Consider the following 18,863-nt stretch of genomic DNA (forward strand, 5'->3'; position numbering starts at 1 on the left):
GTAGTTGTTAAATAAGCATTCTGATGGCTTGATGATAATTTACGCAAACGTTTGTGTGAATTTTTTATTCATAATTCATTAATTTACAGTTGTATATGTTTGTTTTGTAAATTATCAACAAACGTGCTTGCAAAACGATTTAGTTCCTGCTGAAATAATTTTTCATGAGAAAAAGTTTAATATTTCTTTACTTTTTGTTTACAAATAATGATTATAATTGTACAAATACTAAACAAAAACTGAAATTTAAACTATTTAGAAATGAAGAATTTTTACTTATTAAAGCACGGCCTGCTCCTGGTAGTAGTATGGTTGCTGACTTTGGGTGTAGTTCATGCTCAAAGTACGATTGAAGGAAAAGTTTCTGATCAGTCAGGGCCTGTTCCAGGAGCGGTTGTAAGCAATAAATCAACAGGGAAGAGTACCGCGTGTGATTTAAAGGGCGGATTCAGAATCGCGGCAAATACCGGAGATATTTTGGAGTTTAAATCGCTCGGATATCTAACCCAGTTGGTAAAAATTGAAGGTAAAGGTTCCCTAACTGTTTTGTTGAAGACTGATTCCAAAAACCTCAATGAAGTAGTGGTTACAGCTCTTGGTATCAAAAAAGATAAAAGAGCGGTGGGTTATGCAATCCAGGAAGTAAAAGGGGATGCATTAACCAAAGCCAGGGAGCCAAATCCTGTTATCTCATTAACCGGAAAAGTCGCGGGTTTACTGGTTACACCAAGTTCGAATCTTTTTGGAAATCCGGGAATTTCTCTTCGTGGTCAAACAGGTGTACTTTTTGTGGTAGATGGCACACCGATCAGTACAGATTCATGGAATCTGAGCGGGGATGATATTGAAAGCTATTCCGTATTAAAAGGTGCAAATGCTGCCGCTTTATATGGTAGCAGGGGGGCTAATGGCGCCATCATCATTACAACCAAGAAAGGGACAGGTTCTAAACAAAAAGCATTATCTGTCGAATTTAATTCCAGCACGCAGTTACAGCTTGGATATAATGCCATACCCAAAATACAAACCAGTTATGGCCCCGGCGATAATTTTGATTATGCGTTTAAAGATGGTAAAGGCGGTGGTACCAATGATAATGATTACTTTATTTGGGGACCCAGATTTGAAGGTCAGCTGATCCCGCAATATAATAGTCCCGTTGATCCCAAAACCGGTGAACTGGTGCCTATACCCTGGCTGGCGAGGGGGAAGAACAATCTTGCGAATTTTTTGCAAAACGGATTAATAAGCACCAATAACGTGGCAATTGCTACGCAGAGCGATCTTGGTAATCTGAGGATGTCGGTTTCTGATATTTACCAGCGAGGTACTATACCGAATACACAACTAAATATTACAAACTTTTCTGTTAACGGAACAATAAATGCAAGCAAAAAAGTAAGATTTGAAGCAGGTATTAATTACGACAGACAGATTTCACCAAACTATCCGGTTTCTGGGTATGGCCCAGCGAGTCCCGTTTATTTGATGACGGTTTGGGGTAGTGCGAATTACGATGTGCGGGATCTGCGAAACTACTGGCAGCCTGGTAAAGTAGGTATTCAGCAATACTCAAACGAATATACTATCTATAATAACCCCTGGTTTGTAGCCTATGAAAATTTGCAGATCTATAAAAAGGACGACCTATACGGGCATGTACAGATGGATTATGACATAACCGATAAACTCAAATTTAACTTGCGCACCGATGTAAGTACCTGGTCCAAAAATTATGCTGTGAATATTCCGGTTTCAGGAAATTTTTACCAATATGGCAGTTATAATCAGATTGGTGGTTACATAAACCAAAATTCTAAATTTTGGGAAAACAATACGCAGGCTTCTTTAAGTTACGCCGATAAGTTCAGGTCATTTGGATATAAAACATCGGTTTTTGCCAATATACGTACAGTTAATGTTCAGGAAACCGATGCCAGTACAAATGGCGGCTTACTGGTGCCGGGTGTATATACTTTGAGCAACTCTGTTTTGCCCTCTGTTCCTAAAAATTATTTTGCCCAGCGCCAGGTGAATAGTGCATATGGTTTGATCGATCTGAATTACAAAACTTATGTTTACCTGAATTTAACCGGGCGTTTTGATAAATCTTCTACATTACCGGCAAGTCATGATACTTATTTTTATCCCTCGGCTTCTTTAAGCGTTATATTATCTGAGTTTATACACTTACCCAAAGCTATATCTTATTTAAAGGTAAGAGGATCTTATGCCAATATTGCCCGCGACGTAGTGGATGAAAATAATCAGTATGATATTTATAAACAGATACCTACGTATACAACAAACTCCCTCCGGTGGAATAATAATACCGGCGTTAATTATAGCAGTACGCTTTATAACGGGGACATACAAGCGGCTCGTGTAAAGACATCTGAGGTAGGTTTAGAGGCCCGTTTTTTAAATAATCGTTTAGGTTTTGATGCCGCCTATTTTCATAATATAGAAGGGCCGGGAATTGTAAATGTTGCTGAATCACCTACCTCCGGAGTTACCTCTTACCAGCAGAACGCCTATACCTATACCCGTAAAGGGGCGGAGCTGACTATTGACGGAACGCCAATAAAAACAGCAAATTTTTCATGGAACATAGCGGGTAACTGGGCTTTTAATCATAAATGGCTGGATAAGATAGATGGTGTACAGACTCGTAACGGTATGATAAAATTAGGCGACCGGGCAGACAGCTATTATATTTATGATTTTCAAAGAGATGCCCAGGGGAATATTATTGTAAAATCTAACGGATTGCCAGCATACAATCCCTATCAAACTAAAGCAGGCTATACAGACAATAAATTTGTTGCCGGTATTAATAACACATTCAAATATAAAGCTTTCAGTCTGAGCTTTCAGTTAGACGGGCGTTTTGGTGGTAAGGTTCAAAATTATGTCGACTATAAACAATGGCAGGCAGGCGTAGCGCCAGGTTCAGATTCGCCGCAACGTTTGGCCGACTGGAATAATCGCAATAATTCGGCCTGGAAAGGTACTGTAATGACCAATGGCCAGAAGATCGTAAGCGGTCTTTTAAGTACCGACCAGGATGGAAAAGTGATTTCGGACACACGAGTTTTTGCCCCTAATAATGTGCCGGTTCTTTATGAAAACTGGGCGAGTAATTTTTATACATCAGATTATGAAATTACCAGAAGTGCCACATACGTTAAGCTCAGGGAGGTTATATTGAGCTATAATTTTTCGAAAAACCTGCTTGATCGTACCAAATTTATAAGAACCGCGAGTATTTCTTTTGTAGCTCGGAATTTATTGTATTTCACAGGAAAAGGTACGCAAAATATGGATCTGGATCAGTTCACCTCCAGCTCAACCAATCTGCAAACACCAACGGTTAAAAGCATCGGCTTGAATTTAAACGCCACATTTTAAGATATTAATAAGCAACAACATGAAAGCAAGAAATATAACAGGCCTTTTATTACTTATTTTAAGTATGGCCCAATTGTCATGCAAAAAGTTTGATGATTTACGAAAAGATCCCTCGGCTATTGTAAACGCGCCACCAAAGTTGGTGTTTACAGGCATTTTATTGGATCTTGTGCAATCTGAGGGTCCCTGGGGGCAAGATCAGCGGAATAACCAATTTATGGTATTGAACGAGCCATATTACGGAGGGCAGTATTATGATTGGATAACAGGTAGCTATACTAATTATACTTATCTGCAAAATGTTGGTCGCCTGGAAATAGAAGCACAAAAAAATGGAGCAGCAGCCGCGCCTTACCTGGCTCTTGCCAAGTTTTTCAGAGCTTACTTTTTTGTCAATTTAACTACCATGTTTGGTGATGTTCCCATGAGTGAGGCACTGAACGGAGCAACCAGTAAAATTTTTACACCGAAGTATGATAGTCAGCATGATGTTTATGTGCAGTGTTTAAAATTGCTGGATGACGCTAATAACCAGATAGCGCCTTTAGTAAAAAATAATGCAACAGTTGATGGTGATTTCTTTTATGGTGGTAATCTTTCTAAATGGCAAAAGTTGATAAATTCCTTCCGTTTACGGGTACTGATCAGCTTAAGTAAAAGAGCCGATGATGCACCAGATTTAAATATTAAACAGCAATTCGCCAGCATAATCAATAATCCATCGCAATATCCATTAATATTAACCAATGCCGATAATTTTCAATTAGTATATAACACTTCGGATGTATCTAATAACTATCCTTTGTGGCCAAGCAATGGCGTAGTTTTATACAAGGATTTGAGAAATACTCTGGGGTCTACTTATGTTGATATTATTAAAAAAACAAAAGATCCCCGGATTTTTGTGATTGCCCTGCCTACAGATTCTGCCAGAGCAAGCGGTGATCCAAACTATGCAACCGAATTTACCTCTTTCCGTGGTGCAAAAACGGGTGATCTGCAATCTACTCAAAAAACACAGTCTATAGCAGGTTTGTTGAGTGAGATAAACTTTTCTTATTGGGAAGCCAGTCCATCTGGTATTCCTTATGTATACACAGGAGCATCCGAAACAAATTTCAGCATTGCTGAGGCGATAAACAGGGGATGGATCCCGGGAGACGCTGCTACTTATTATAATCAGGGCATTGCAGAATCTATGAAATTTTATGGTGTAAATAGTGCTGCGATCAGTACATTTCAAGCACAAAACACCTATTCGGGAAACACACCGACCGGGCTTACACAGATATTGGAGCAAAAGTATGTCGCTTTTTTTGAGAATTCCGGAAAAGAAGCCTATTACAACTACCGCAGAACGGGAGTGCCTAAATTTGATGTAGGCCCGCAAAATGCCAACAATAATTTAATCCCTACGCGCTGGGCCTACCCAACTGGCGAGTATACTACGAATACTGTAAATGTAAAAGCAGCTATTCAGAGCCAGTTTAGTGGTGCTGATACACAAAATGGTGTTACCTGGCAGATAAAATAAAGAGTCCTGTTGATTGGCTAATTAAGGGCCGCAGGGATGCGGCCCTTAAATCTTTAGTATTGGTAAACAACAGTTATTGATTGTATTTGGTCTTTTGTGGCTTATGTAAGGAAGATAAAAATATTTTCAAAAAGTTTAGTATTTGTTTACTTTATTATAAAATAACGCTATATTTGAATATAAATACTAAACAATAATTGTAAGTGAATTTTGGCTTCAATTGCGGTTTTGGAATACTGGTAAAGTTGATTAATGTGTTTGTTTGGGGCCGTAGCGGTTACGGCCCTTTTTTACCATTCAATTGATAAATTAAATCTGATATTATAAAAAATACATAATGAATACCATCTCAACAACGTCTTTCTCGGCCAACGGTAAAACATATACGCCACCTGCAAAACCTATAGTCGTTATCTGCATGGATGGCTCGGCCGATGAATATCTGGATGCCACCCTGGCCCATGATCGCATGCCTAACCTTAAAAAAATGGCATTACAAGGCTATCGTGGAATGGTGCGGGGAGCTTTGCCATCTTTTACCAACGTCAATAACTCATCTATTGTAACCGGGGTTAGTCCGGCGGTACATGGTATCTGTGGTAACTTTTTTTATGACGTTCAAAAGGATCAAGAGGTGATGATGAACTCATCAGAATACCTCCGGGCCGATACTTTGCTGGCCGCGGCAGCAAATGCAGGGCGTAAGGTAGCCGTGGTAACCGCTAAAGAAAAATTGCGTGATATTCTTTCCTATAAATTGAGAGGTATTGCTTTTTCAGCCGAGAAGGCTGATCAGGCAAAACTGGAAACACATGGTATCGAAAATGCCGAAAAAGTTATCGGACATAAAACACCGGTTATTTATAGTGCCGAAGCCAGTCTGTTTGTTTTACGGGCCGGTGTTGCGTTGATAGAGCAGGGTATGGCCGATTTTCTATACCTGTCGTTAACAGATTATATGCAGCATACCTATGCTCCTGATACAGAAGAATCCCTGGCATTCTACGAGGCACAGGATGTTGAATTGGGTAAAATGCTTGAACTGGGGGCTATCATTGGCGCAACAGCCGATCATGGCATGAATGCCAAAGTAAAAGAAGACGGTTCGCCAAACGTATTGTTTATTGAAACGATGCTTACTGAAAAATTTGGTACCGGTTTCCGGGTTATTTGCCCGATAACTGATCCTTATGTAAAGCATCACGGCGCGTTAGGTTCCTATGTAGCTGTGCACGTGGAAAATAATTCGAATATCAATGAAGTAAAAAACTGGCTGGCACAACAACCGGGTATTACCGAAGTGTATGATAAAGAAACGGGCTGCCGGATCTTGGAGCAACCCGTCGACAGGACAGGTGATCTGTTTGTATTATCGGCCCGCGACGTTGTGGTTGGAAAAACAGCTGCTGATCATGATCTGAAAGCGCTGGACGGAACCTTGCGCTCGCATGGCGGCAGGTACGAAGAAATGGTGCCTTTGGTAGTTTCGCACCCATTAAATAGTGTGTACAAGATGAAGGCACAGGGTGATCCACGCAATTTTGATGTGTTTGATTTTGCAGTTAATGGCACCCATTAATTCGCGGTGCAAAAATAGGAATAGGCGCAGTAACATGTGCATGAACTTTTAAGAGTACGATGAAAGAAGAAACGTTGTTAACTACTGAAAATACGTTAAAATTGGCCTCGCTCATAGCGGGTGAACCGGTATCGTCAGAGAAGACATTAGCGGTTAATAATCCGTATAACGGAAAGCTTGTAGGTACGGTGGAAATGGCAGGGGTAAATGATACCCAGGCTGCCATTGATATAGCCTTGAAAGGCGGCAAGGCATTAACCCGTTACGAAAGATATAGTGTTCTGGATAAAACCAGGATGATGTTGTTGGAAAGAAAAGAGGAATTTGCACAACTGATCACTGCCGAGTCGGGTTTATGTATTACCGAAGCCCGGTACGAGATCGGTCGCGCGCACGATGTGTTGTTGTTTGCTTCTATAGAATGTTTGAAGGATGACGGACAGGTGTTTTCCTGTGATATATCTCCAAACGGTAAACAGCGGAAGATATTTACACTGCGAGAGCCCTTAAAACTGGCTGTGGCTATTACACCATTTAACCACCCATTAAACCAGGTAGCCCATAAAATTGCCCCGGCTTTAGCGGCTGGAACCCCGGTTATATTAAAGCCCTCAGAAAAAACACCGTTAACAGCCATTCGCTTTGTGGAACTTTTGTATGAGGCTGGGTTACCTACATATATGCTGAGTGTTCTTTTAGGCGATACCAAAGATGTTGCCGAAGCGTTGGTTCAGGATCCGCGGGTTGAGCTGGTGTCGTTTACCGGCAGTGTAGCTGTAGGGAAGAAGATCGCGCAAACTGCAGGGTATAAAAAGGTGATCCTGGAGCTCGGCGGTAATGATCCTTTGATCGTATTAGAAGATGCAGATCTTGAGCTGGCTGTTACGCTGGCAGCGGAAGGTTCTTTCCGAAACTCAGGACAGCGTTGTACGGCTGTAAAACGTATCCTGGTACAGGAAAATATAGCCAAAGAATTTACCGAACGCTTTGTTGAAAAAACCAAAGAGTATACTTGTGGAGACCCGGCTGATCCTGAAACCAGGGTAGGGACGGTGATTGACGAGCAATCGGCCATATACCTGGAAAGCGTGGTCGATAAAGCGGTTGCCCGCGGGGCCAGGGTTTTATTGGGAGGTAAACGCAAGGGGGCTTTGTTACAGCCTACCGTGATCGTGGATGTTCCGCGGGATGCACAAATGGTTGTTCAGGAATCCTTTGGACCTTTGGCACCCATTCTTACTTTTACAGATATTGATGATGCGATCTCTTTATCAAACTCTACCGCATTTGGTTTATCATCTGGTGTGGTTACTACTAATATGGATCATGCTATCCGCTTTGTGAAGGAATTAAAAGTAGGTACGGTCAATATTAATGAAGTCCCTGGTTATAGGATAGAGAGTTCGCCTTTTGGTGGTGTTAAAGACTCCGGCCTTGGAATAAAGGAAGGCGTGATAGAAGCAATTAAGTGCTTCACTACTGTAAAAACATTTTCAATGCCCTGGTAAAATCATTATGAATAACTCATCAACATACGATTTAATTGTAATTGGCTCTGGTATACTGGGTACATTTCATGCCCTGCATGCTGCACGTTTAGGGAAAAAAGTACTGCTGACCGAAAAAGATCAGTACCCGATAAGCGCAACGGTTAGAAACTTTGGCCAGGTAGTAACCTCGGGCATGTCTTCAGACTGGCTTCCTTATGCTATCAAAACCGCAGAGCTTTATAAAGAGATCCAGCAGGAATTTGATATCAGCGTGCGTAATAATGGTAGTGTTTACCTGGCGTCTGATCCGGAAGAATTGCAACTGGCACATGAATTAAAAGAGCGGATGGATACTTTTGGCTATCAGGCAGAGTTACTGTCGGCAAAAGATTGTCTTACTAAATGGCCAGCTCTGAATGATCAGTATTGTAAGGGCGGGATATTCTTTCCGCAGGAATTAAGTGTGGAGCCGGATAAGCTCATCTATCGTTTAATTAAATATGCTATAGCGAAATATCCGCAGCTCACATATAAACCAGCTACAGCTGTTGTTGATTGCGAGGTTATCGGAGATCACGTGGAAGTGACAACCTCAACAAAGCAAAAATTTACCGCTGATAAGGTTGTCATATGTAATGGTGGTGAATACAAATTGCTCTTTGCCGATCATTTTAAAAATAGCGGTATCATCTTGTGTAAATTACAAATGATGCGAACGGTTCCGATGCCGGAGGTGCAGTTAGAAGGGAATATATTAACCGGATTGTCTATCCGCAGGTACGAATCATTCCAGGAATGCCCTTCATTTGCCCAACTGACAACTCCCGAACATTATGCTGAATTAAAAAAATGGGGTGTACACATCCTGTTTAAAAAAGCTGTGGATGGATCAATCATTATTGGCGATTCGCACGAGTATGCAGATGTAAATCATTCCGACGATCTGAGTTTTGACATTAATAATCATATAAATCAATTGATGTTAAAAGAGGCCCAGAATATTGTGGGCTTTGATGTAAGCAAAATAGCATCCACATGGGCCGGTGTTTATCCTCAACATAACAGCAAACACGTGGTGGAGCTGGATATAGAAAGCCGGATACATATCCGTACGGCCATCGGTGGTAAAGGAATGACCTGCGCCGGTGGATATGCCGAAGCCAGCATACATGAAATATATCATTGATCATTAGTCAGTTTTATCGCCATCATATGAAGCAAATAAATAAGCTGCTTGCCCAATCAAAAATTTTCTTCATATGCTGGTGTATGCTGGCGGCTTTTGGCACTTATTTCTGTATGTATGCTTTCCGCAAGCCATTTACGAGTGGCACGTACACTGGTTTGGTGCTTTGGGATATAGACTATAAAGCTGTTTTGATCATCGCCCAGGTGCTGGGTTACATGGTATCAAAGTTCATTGGTATTAAGATTATCTCAGAGCTTAAAGCCTCGGGTAGGGTAAAGCTTATTATTAAACTCATTGTTTTTGCCGAACTATCCCTCATTTTATTCGGCCTGGTTCCGTATCCTTATAACTTCTCTTTTTTATTCCTGAATGGCTTACCACTGGGGATGGTATGGGGAATTGTTTTCAGTTATCTCGAAGGCCGCCGCTTTACCGAAATGCTGGCTATGGGGCTAAGCATAAGTCTTATTGTATCATCAGGTATTTTAAAAACGGTTTACTTTATGATTCATGGATGGTTGCCTTCCATTCCTGAGTTTTGGATGCCGGGTGTTATAGGTCTCATCTTTATGCCCTTATTTCTAACGTTTGTATGGATGTTATCGGTAATACCAGATCCTACGGAAACTGATAAGCTACTGCGGGTTGAACGTGTAGCCATGACCAGAGACGATAAGCGCAGTGTTTTAAAAGAGTATGGAATAGGGATAATAGGTATCGGATTGGTATATACCATATTAACCACCATGCGGGATTTTAGGGATAATTTCTCAGTAGAAATATGGAATGAAATAGACCCGCACTGGGATAAGGCTGTTTTTTCTATAACCGAAGCTATTTCCGGAGTTATTGTATTGATGGCTATCGGCTGTCTTTCATTCACCCGCAACAATATTAAAGGTTTCTGGGGGACGCAATATTTGATAGCCTTGGGTTTGTTGTTGAGTGGGGGGAGCACCTTGCTTTTTCACCTGCATATACTAAGCCCATTTTGGTGGATGCTCCTGGTAGGTATGGGCATGTTTTTAGCCTACACGCCAATTCAGGTTGTTTTGTTTGAACGGATGATCGCTTTATTTAAAGTAAAAGCTAATGCCGGATTCTTTGTTTATATATGTGATTCTGTTGGTTATTTGGGTAGCGTTGGCTTGTTGCTTTACAAAGAATTTTTCATGAAGAATTTAAGCTGGGTTAAAGTCCTTATGCAATTTAGCTATCTGCTTACCATTGTATGTATTATATTATTGGTGCTTGTAGCGATATTCTTTAACCGAAAGCTCGGCATCAAGGGTTTGGTCACCGGTGCATTGGACAAGAGCGTTTGATTTATCACAGCATTTTTTGATTTTCATACGGAGACGACATATTTCAATAAAATCGAAAGGACGTTTTATTGAAATATTCAGTTATAAATACTTTTGTATGTTTATCGTCTAAAATGATGCTATTCGGGTATAAATAGCCCTTTTCTCTTTAATACTTGAATCTGTTGAGTCGAAAGGTCATTAATGGCAATTGCATTGATGTTTCATAATAAACTACATAATCTATAGATATTATAGAATTAATTATATATTTGTCAACCACCTGTTCTTTATCAAATTTATCCAGAAAAAGCAAGGAAGAGACTTGGAATGTTTGTAACATGTAACTTCAACGCCCGATAAAAGAACTTCAATTCCTTTCAGAGATAGATATTAGTTAATACTTAAGTTGTTTTTTATTGAAAAATAAAATTGGCATATAAATTAATGTCAATTGCCTGTTATTTTCTAATCGTTTTCTAATAACTATAAAAATAATTAAAAATTAGAGTCATTTTTTGATAAGAATGTCAAATAAAAATCAATTTTAGTGTTGTATTTTCAATTATATGTCTCTATTATTTGATATAATCAGTATTCATTAATTATATTTAGCTCCATGACTCTTTATTTATCACGTCAAATGCCATTTCCTGCTGTTTATAACAGCCAAATATTCTATTCTACAGTCCCTCATTGCTGTTTTGGCCTTGTCGAATCCCGTAAATATTCTTTTTAAAAATCTTTTACTCACTTATCATAAATCCTGTAAATAAATCATCGCCTATGAAATAAACCATCATTAAGATTCAAATCTGATCAGATCAGCGTTGTTTCAAATCCCGAACCAATTAATTATTAACTATTAACGACAATTGAACAATGAATAAAAAGATACTATACTTAGTATGGGCTATTGTATTGGTATGCACTCAAGCATACGCACAAACCCGTAAAATTACAGGCCATGTTACAGATGCCGGTGATGGCTCATCTTTACCTGGCGTCTCGGTTTCAATTAAAGGCACCGCAATCGGCACTCAAACAGATGGTAATGGTAATTTTAGCATAAATATACCCGCCGGGAAACAAAGCTTAACGTTTAATTTCATAGGGTATGCTCCGCAAACGGTTACTGTAACATCAAATAAAGTTACTGTCGCTTTAACTGCAACTGCCAGCCAGCTTTCAGAAGTTGTGATATCTGGTTATTCCAAAATAAGCAAGAAAGATTATACCGGCTCTGCGGTTAAAGTAACGTCTGCACAAATTGCTAACAAGCCGGTTCAAAGTTTCGACCAAGCGTTAGCCGGGCAGGCAGCAGGTGTAAACATCATACAACCTAATGGTGTATTAAACAATCCACCCGTGTTCAGGATCCGAGGCTTCAACTCTATATCTTTAAGCTCCTATCCATTGATCATTGTTGATGGAGTCCCGGTATTTACGGGTAGTACTGGCAACAGCGCATCTAATAACCCTTTAGGTGATATTAACCCAAATGACATCGAATCGGTTGACATCTTGAAAGATGCATCAGCCACAGCTATCTACGGCTCGAGAGCGGCTAACGGCGTAGTGGTTATCACTACAAAAAAAGGCAAACTGGGTAAAACCCAGGTTAACTATGATGGCTGGGTAGGTATTAATAAGGCATTTAACCTGCCTAAATTGCTTAACGCAGATCAATATGTAGAATTAAAGAATGAAGCTCGAGCTAATGCAGGTCTTGCTCCCGGCTTTGCCATTCAAGAAGATGCTGATGGTAATGAAATTAATACAGATTGGTTTAAGGTTGTTTATCAAACCGGCTTATCGCATAACCATAACCTGAACGTTTCGGGAGCCACCGAAAAAACATCTTATTTTGTATCCAGTGGCTACAGCAATCAGGAAAGCTTTATCAAAACCAATTCATTTGAACGAAAAATCTTCAGAGGCAATCTGGATCATCATTTATCAAAGGCCATTACTATTGGTACCAACTTCAGCTATAGCAATTCTCTCAATAAAGGTCCCAACAGCGGCTCATTACCAGGGCAGGCCTATAGTACCGGAGGATTGGCCCGCTTACCATTAGTGTTAAACCCCAATGTGGCCCCCCGCAACCCTGATGGCTCTTATAATATAACCAGCACCGGCTCTTTAGGTTTAGGTGCCAACACCATCGCTAACAACTACCCCAATGCGCTTGTACTGCTTGATCTGGATAAATATACCTCGAGCAATACCAACGTAATTGGCAATTTATATGGTGAATGGCAGTTGATTAATGGACTGAAATTTAAAACGCAGTATAGCATCAACAAACTCAATACAGCTAATACTACCTTCCAGAATCCTATAGCTGGTGATGGCCAAAGCTCAAACGGATTAGCGCTGAATACGTTTCAGGAGTATAACCGCAGGGATTGGACCAACACTTTAAATTACATTGTGGATTTAGGAAAAAACCACATCAATGCCCTTGCCGGTTATGAAGAATACCATACAACAAATGTAGGTACAGGTACACAGCGGACAAACCTGGCTGATTCCTACTTTAATAGTTTCCAGGGAAATTTCCTGAATGTATTAAGCGATGCCACGACCGGAAATTTTCAGTCTGAAAATGGATTCAGATCTTTCTTCGGAACGGCGAATTATGATTTTAATAAAAAGTACCTGTTAAGCGGAACTTTCAGGCGCGATGGATTCTCCGGATTGTCAGCCAATAACAAGTATGGTAATTTTGGCGGTGGTTCTATCGGATGGAATATAGCCGAGGAGGGCTTCTTTAAAAATTCAAAGTTGGGTAGGGTTTTTGAAGATCTTAAATTGAAAGGAAGTTATGGCGTAGTAGGTAATGTGGGTGTAGGTGACTTTGCGTCTTTATCCTTATATAACTCAGGCCTATATGGCAGCGCAGGAACGATTTATTTTAACCAGGCCGGTAACTCCGATCTGAAATGGGAAACCAGTAAAAAAACGGATGTAGGTATCAGTTTCGGTTTATTTAAAGGACGTATACAGGCCGAGATTGATTACTATAACAATAGCATCAACAATCTGATCCTGAACGCGCCACAATCTCCTTCAAGAGGTATTCCAGGCAATACTATTGCCGCTAACGTGGGTTCGATGTATAATCGTGGTGTGGAGTTTAATATCACAACAAGAAATATCATTAAACACAATTTTAGCTGGACAACCAATTTTAACATTAGTACCCTCAGCAACAAAGTTACGGCGCTTGCGCAAGGCAATTCAGATATTTACGGCGTAACATCCGGATTGGAAACCGCAAGCGTTACCCGGGTAGGTTCCACACTGGGTTCTATCTTTGTTGTTCCTGTTGATGGTGTAAACCCGGCCAACGGTCAGCGCATATTTATCAACCGTTTTGGTAGGCAGGTGCAATACAACCAGGTTGGTACACCATCCAAATGGACTTATCTTGACGGCACCACGGCTCCGGCTATTGACGGCACGCTGGATGGTCGTATTGTTGGAAGATCTATCCCGACCTTTTATGGTGGTTTAAACAACACGTTTACTTACAAAAGCTTTGATCTTAATATCGGCATCACCTTCTCTGGCGGAAATAAGATCTATAACGGCACACAGGCTACACTCCGTGATCAGCGATTCTGGAACAATGAAACCGGTATATTAAGACGCTGGACTACACCAGGTCAGGTAACTGATATTCCCAAAGTAGTTTATGGTGATAACTACTCCAACGGATCGGCTATACCAAACTCATCAAACGTGCAGAATGGCTCTTACGCTAAACTTAAAAACGTTGCTTTGGGCTATAAATTCCCAACTCAACTGGTTAACCGCGCGGGTATAGCATCGGTAAGAGTATACGTACAGGCAACAAACCTGGCGGTAGTTACAGGCTATAAAGGGTCTGATCCGGAAGTTTCCTCCAACGGTAACTCCAACCTGGCACCGGGTATTGACCGTAATACCGTGCCGTCAAGCAGGATATTTACTTTCGGATTAAATGTTGGATTTTAAATTTTGATAACCATGATAACTATAAAAAAATATAAATACATCCTCAATGCAGCAGCGCTGGCATTGACCGTGTTGCTGGGTAACTCCTGCAAGAAGGATCTATTAACGCCAACACCAACTACCAGTATTATCGACTCAAAAGCATTTGAAACCCCAGCCCGGATTTTAAGCCAGGTTAATGGTTTATATGCCGGGGTTAAAAACGGACAGTTTTATGGGGGGCGGTATGTGATCTATAATGAGATCCGTGGCGAAGAGTTTATCGTAAATAAGCCCAATGGTGTTACCGGTTTAGATACCTGGAACCAGAATGTAAACTCCAACACCAATGAGGTGGTGAACCTTTGGAGCGCGGCTTACGCCGCCATTAACCGGGTTAACGTTTTTTTAGCCGGCTTGGCCGCCAACAGCACTAAAGTTGATGCAGCTACTGCCAGTCAATATGTTGGTGAGGCAGAGTTTTTAAGGGCACTTTCCTATTTTGCTTTGGTACAAACCTATGCAAAACCTTATGTTTTTGATAGTGGCGCGAGTCCGGGTCTGCCGCTACGCCTGCTGGCAGAAACAGACCTGACAGGGGCTGGAAAAAACGACCTGGCCAGGAGCACTGTGGCACAAGTATACACGCAGATATTAAAAGATCTTGACGACGCAGAAACCAAGCTTGGTGCAACCCAGGCAAATGGCGCCTTTAGGGTTTTTAAAAATACAGCCATTGCCTTAAAAACAAGAGTGTATTTAGCACAGGCTAATTATACTAAGGTACTTACAGAAACCACTAAGCTTATCAGTGCAACAGCTCCATATCAGGCCCCAGCCGGGGGCACTAAGCTGGAGGCCAGTATAGCCACGGTTTTTACCGGTTCATATACCGGTGCCGAAGCTTTATTGTTTTTACCATTTACTACCAGTGATGCGCCTGGCACTCAAAATCAGCTGGCTTATTACTTTACCTCAGGACCGGGTAATGGGGAGTATTTTTTAAATCCAACTGGTATATATGCCAACGCTGCATTGAGCGGAACAAGCTCTACTGACGCACGCAAAGGATTTATTACCAAAGTGGGAACTGTTAATTATTTAACCAAGTATAAAACAGCATCTCCTTTTACAGATTATATACCTGTATTGCGTTATAGCGAAGTGTTATTGAACGCCGCCGAAGCCTACGCCCGCACAGGTGATCTGGTAAACGCGACTGCTTTATTATACGCTGTGAGACACCGGTCAGACGCTACCTTTACCTTTGATCCGGCAGATATCAGTTCGCAAACCAGTTTAATCAATACTATACTAACTGAACGACGGATTGAACTAATTGGTGAAGGTTTCAGGTTAACAGACCTGTTTCGCACCAGCCAGGCGCTTCCTGCCAAATCAGGAGCTCAGGGAAGCTCTCCTTCAGTAGCGGTTACCGCATCCAATTACATCTGGCCAATATCAGGTGTGGAACTCCAGACCAACAAACTAATGCAACCCAATCCTTAATTAAGGAATGGGCAATTATAAAAAAGGCCAATCAGTATGATTGGCCTTTTTATTTAATCAGTATTGTCTTCGTTCGTAATTCAGGAATTAAGCGCATACATAATAATATTTACCCCGAATTTGGTATTGTCTTCGGCCATAAAACGTTTGTTTCTGAAATCGTAATCCCATTCACAGCCATAATCTTTACTGCTGTATAACACACCTATTCGTCCGTTAATTTCAATGGCTTTCAGGTAATCGTGTACAAGGTCGTCGCCCCAGCCGTTTAATTCAAAGTTAGTGGTAGGTGGCCCTTTGTCAAACGAAAAAAAAGAGTGGTATATCTTATGATTATTGGGTATTTTCTTTAACGCATTAGGGCCAAACAGGGCCGCCATCTGCGCCTCAAATGATTTGGCGAAAAGACCGTCGATATCGTGATTGCAATCATCCGCAAACACAAATCCACCGTTTTCTACATACTTTTTAAAATTGGCTCTTTCCTTAACATCAAACTGAACCAGCTTATGACCACTGAGATAACAGAAAGGTGCCGAAAATATATCGTCGCTGCTCAATGGGATCACTTTTTCATGTGGATCGATAGGAACAGTAGTGTATTCCAGCAGTGAGTTAAGCAGGTTTGAGGGCATACGCTGATCGGTATCCCAATCGCCGGAATGATAACTTAATCTTGTAAAGGTGAACTTTCCACTGAAACTCATTTTTCTGTTCAAACCCTAAAATTAACACAATATTTTATGCAAAAACTACTTTTGCTTGCATCGCTTGTAAAGTTTCGGATACTTTATTGGCTTTTTAACAAAAAAACATGGTATTTACTCAAAAGGATGATATATTGGGAGTAAATAAACATTGAAGTAATTGGAACTTACCGAAAATAACGTAAAAGCATTACTGGCAAAACTGCCCCAACTAAAAAACGAGATACAAAAAGTAATTGTTGGCCAGGATGCCATATTGGACGAATTGCTGGTGGCCTTTTTGGCCGGCGGCCATTGTTTACTGGAAGGTGTGCCGGGACTGGCCAAAACGCTTATCGTTAAAACCATGTCGCAGGCTTTACATTTGTCATTCAGGCGCATACAGTTTACCCCCGATCTGATGCCTACGGATATCATAGGCACCGAAATACTGGAAGAGGATCATGCTACCGGTAAACGTTTTTTTAAGTTTAACAAAGGGCCGCTATTTGCCAATATTATACTGGCCGACGAGATCAACCGTACGCCACCCAAAACTCAATCAGCCCTGTTGGAGGCTATGCAGGAATTTGAGGTAACCTATGGCGGGCAAACCTATCCGCTGGATAAACCCTTTTTTATACTGGCCACCCAAAACCCGATAGAACAAGCCGGCACTTATCCTTTGCCTGAGGCCCAGTTAGACCGCTTTTTGCTGCTGATAAAAATGGGCTACCCAACAGAACAAGAAGAGTTTGAGGTATTAAACCGTACCACCGGCACTCAAAAAGCCTATATTAATGCGGTTATTAACGCCGAGGATATACAGCAGGCACAGGCTTTGGTGAGGCAGGTAAATATCAATGATGACCTGATAAAATATGTTAGCCTGATGATACGGGCAACGCGGCCAGATACAAGCCAGGTTGCTTATGTTAAAGAGTGGGTACGCTGGGGAGCCGGGCCGCGGGCAGGGCAAGCCTTGATATTAACTGCCAAGGCACGGGCGCTGTTAAAAGGCCGTTATGCTGTTTTAATGGAAGATATACACGCCATGGCGCCATCAGTTTTAAGGCATCGGATACTGATGAACTTTAAAGCCGAGGCCGAGGATATAACGTCAGATAAGGTTACTGCCGAACTTATAAGAGCCATAGATAGACCAAAAACTATCTGATGATTAACCAGGTTAAGGGATTTACTGTGATTTTTTTAAAGTCGCAGATAAAATAAATCCGAGACCTCAATTCCCAAATCCGAAATAAAAACATGCTTGATCCTAAAGTATTAATGACCATTAAAGATTTGCCATTACTTGCCAAAACGGTAATTGACGGCTTTATGAATGGTTTTAATAAAAGCAAAGTAAAGGGGCCGGGACTTGAATTTAGTCAATATCGTAGTTATCAGCCTGGAGATGATCTGCGCTGGCTCGACTGGCGGATGTTTGCCCGGTCGGACAGGTATTATATTCGTGAATCGGAAATTGAAACCAGTATTTCCGTAAGGTTTTTAATTGATGCCAGCGCCTCCATGGCTCATGATGATCATGGTGTTAAAAAAATAGACTATGCCCGTTTTATGGCTGCATCACTGGCCTTTCTGGCTAATCTTCAGGGTGATTCGGTAGGGCTATATGCTTTTCAGGATGGCGGCTTATTTTCGCTGGCTTCCAAGCCCGATCCTCAGCACTTGCAGCGGTTATACTATCATCTGGAGCAGATAAAACCCATGGGGGCTTTCACGCAACCGGTTCATTATAAAGAACTGTTTGCCGGGTCGGGACGTAAAGAACTTTTGATCTTTATTACAGATATGTACCAGGTCAATGGCGAGATCAGTAAATTGCTCGATTCCTTATCAGCCCTGAAACATGAGGTGATCGTGTTTCATTTAATGGGTAAAAATGAGCTCGATTTTGATTTTGGTACCTATACCACATTAGAGGATATGGAAACAGGCGAAACTATTGATGTAAATGGGAGAGAGGCATCCGCTTATCAGAGCCGGTTAAAAGACCACCTGGATAAGGTGCGGATGGAGTTATTGGGAAAGCATATTTTTTATCGATTGATCAATACATCACAACCATTGGATGATGCGCTGCGCGATTTTTTGGTACAAAGAAATAAAACGAAGTTTTAACGCCCGTTTTGTGCCCGTAGGATGAGATTAAA

At 41.1% G+C, this 18,863-nt stretch carries 11 protein-coding genes; 10 read left to right on the forward strand and 1 reads right to left on the reverse strand.

The features are described from left to right. The first annotated feature begins 261 nt into the window (after positions 1-261). The 8 genes from AC57BQ_RS05905 (at position 262) to AC57BQ_RS05940 (ending at position 16,000) form a co-directional block, all read left to right on the forward strand. Positions 262-3,411 carry a SusC/RagA family TonB-linked outer membrane protein gene (locus AC57BQ_RS05905; protein WP_496405385.1) on the forward strand — a complete coding sequence of 1,050 codons (3,150 nt, stop codon included), beginning with the start codon at positions 262-264 and terminating at the stop codon, positions 3,409-3,411. A gap of 19 nt (positions 3,412-3,430) precedes the next feature. After that, complete coding sequence (locus tag AC57BQ_RS05910) at positions 3,431-4,945, forward strand: SusD/RagB family nutrient-binding outer membrane lipoprotein (RefSeq protein ID WP_496405386.1); 1,515 nt, start codon at positions 3,431-3,433, stop codon at positions 4,943-4,945. A gap of 337 nt (positions 4,946-5,282) precedes the next feature. Then, positions 5,283-6,524: a phosphonoacetate hydrolase gene (phnA, locus tag AC57BQ_RS05915; RefSeq protein ID WP_496405387.1), complete on the forward strand. Its 1,242-nt coding sequence runs from the start codon at positions 5,283-5,285 to the stop codon at positions 6,522-6,524. 59 nt (positions 6,525-6,583) lie between these two features. Then, positions 6,584-8,032, forward strand: coding sequence for a phosphonoacetaldehyde dehydrogenase (gene phnY / locus AC57BQ_RS05920; protein WP_496405388.1), 1,449 nt, complete (start codon positions 6,584-6,586; stop codon positions 8,030-8,032). A gap of 7 nt (positions 8,033-8,039) precedes the next feature. Continuing rightward, positions 8,040-9,200 carry a TIGR03364 family FAD-dependent oxidoreductase gene (locus AC57BQ_RS05925; RefSeq protein ID WP_496405389.1) on the forward strand — a complete coding sequence of 387 codons (1,161 nt, stop codon included), beginning with the start codon at positions 8,040-8,042 and terminating at the stop codon, positions 9,198-9,200. A gap of 26 nt (positions 9,201-9,226) precedes the next feature. Further along, positions 9,227-10,528, forward strand: coding sequence for a DUF5690 family protein (locus AC57BQ_RS05930; protein ID WP_496405390.1), 1,302 nt, complete (start codon positions 9,227-9,229; stop codon positions 10,526-10,528). 861 nt (positions 10,529-11,389) lie between these two features. Next, the gene (locus AC57BQ_RS05935) at positions 11,390-14,512 is read left to right on the forward strand and encodes a SusC/RagA family TonB-linked outer membrane protein (protein ID WP_496405391.1); all 3,123 of its coding nucleotides are present in this window, start codon (positions 11,390-11,392) and stop codon (positions 14,510-14,512) included. A gap of 12 nt (positions 14,513-14,524) precedes the next feature. Further along, a complete protein-coding gene (locus tag AC57BQ_RS05940) occupies positions 14,525-16,000 on the forward strand; it encodes a RagB/SusD family nutrient uptake outer membrane protein (RefSeq protein ID WP_496405392.1) in 1,476 nt (491 codons plus the stop codon). Positions 16,001-16,080: 80 nt separating this feature from the next. Here the strand turns inward: AC57BQ_RS05940 and AC57BQ_RS05945 are convergent, their stop codons facing one another. Beyond that, positions 16,081-16,707, reverse strand: coding sequence for a DUF4159 domain-containing protein (locus AC57BQ_RS05945; RefSeq protein WP_496405393.1), 627 nt, complete (start codon positions 16,705-16,707; stop codon positions 16,081-16,083). Between the two features lie 160 nt (positions 16,708-16,867). Between AC57BQ_RS05945 and AC57BQ_RS05950 the strand changes: the two genes are divergently transcribed. Further along, a complete protein-coding gene (locus tag AC57BQ_RS05950; RefSeq protein WP_496405394.1) occupies positions 16,868-17,863 on the forward strand; it encodes an AAA family ATPase in 996 nt (331 codons plus the stop codon). A 92-nt stretch (positions 17,864-17,955) separates the two neighbouring features. Beyond that, entirely contained in the window at positions 17,956-18,831 is an 876-nt protein-coding gene (locus AC57BQ_RS05955; RefSeq protein ID WP_496405395.1) for a DUF58 domain-containing protein, read from the forward strand. Positions 18,832-18,863: the final 32 nt, after the last annotated feature.

Source organism: Mucilaginibacter sp. BGA-UO-ETr-C110 (genome assembly GCF_059567985.1).

Bases quoted from the DNA above. Each gene is read 5' to 3' on its own strand.
- AC57BQ_RS05905 (WP_496405385.1), top strand. From the start codon at position 262: ATGAAGAATTTTTACTTATTAAAGCACGGCCTGCTCCTGGTAGTAGTA.
- phnA (WP_496405387.1), top strand. From the start codon at position 5,283: ATGAATACCATCTCAACAACGTCTTTCTCGGCCAACGGTAAAACATAT.
- AC57BQ_RS05945 (WP_496405393.1), bottom strand. From the start codon at position 16,707: ATGAGTTTCAGTGGAAAGTTCACCTTTACAAGATTAAGTTATCATTCC.
- AC57BQ_RS05930 (WP_496405390.1), top strand. From the start codon at position 9,227: ATGAAGCAAATAAATAAGCTGCTTGCCCAATCAAAAATTTTCTTCATA.
- AC57BQ_RS05925 (WP_496405389.1), top strand. From the start codon at position 8,040: ATGAATAACTCATCAACATACGATTTAATTGTAATTGGCTCTGGTATA.
- AC57BQ_RS05940 (WP_496405392.1), top strand. From the start codon at position 14,525: ATGATAACTATAAAAAAATATAAATACATCCTCAATGCAGCAGCGCTG.
- AC57BQ_RS05910 (WP_496405386.1), top strand. From the start codon at position 3,431: ATGAAAGCAAGAAATATAACAGGCCTTTTATTACTTATTTTAAGTATG.
- AC57BQ_RS05935 (WP_496405391.1), top strand. From the start codon at position 11,390: ATGAATAAAAAGATACTATACTTAGTATGGGCTATTGTATTGGTATGC.
- phnY (WP_496405388.1), top strand. From the start codon at position 6,584: ATGAAAGAAGAAACGTTGTTAACTACTGAAAATACGTTAAAATTGGCC.
- AC57BQ_RS05955 (WP_496405395.1), top strand. From the start codon at position 17,956: ATGCTTGATCCTAAAGTATTAATGACCATTAAAGATTTGCCATTACTT.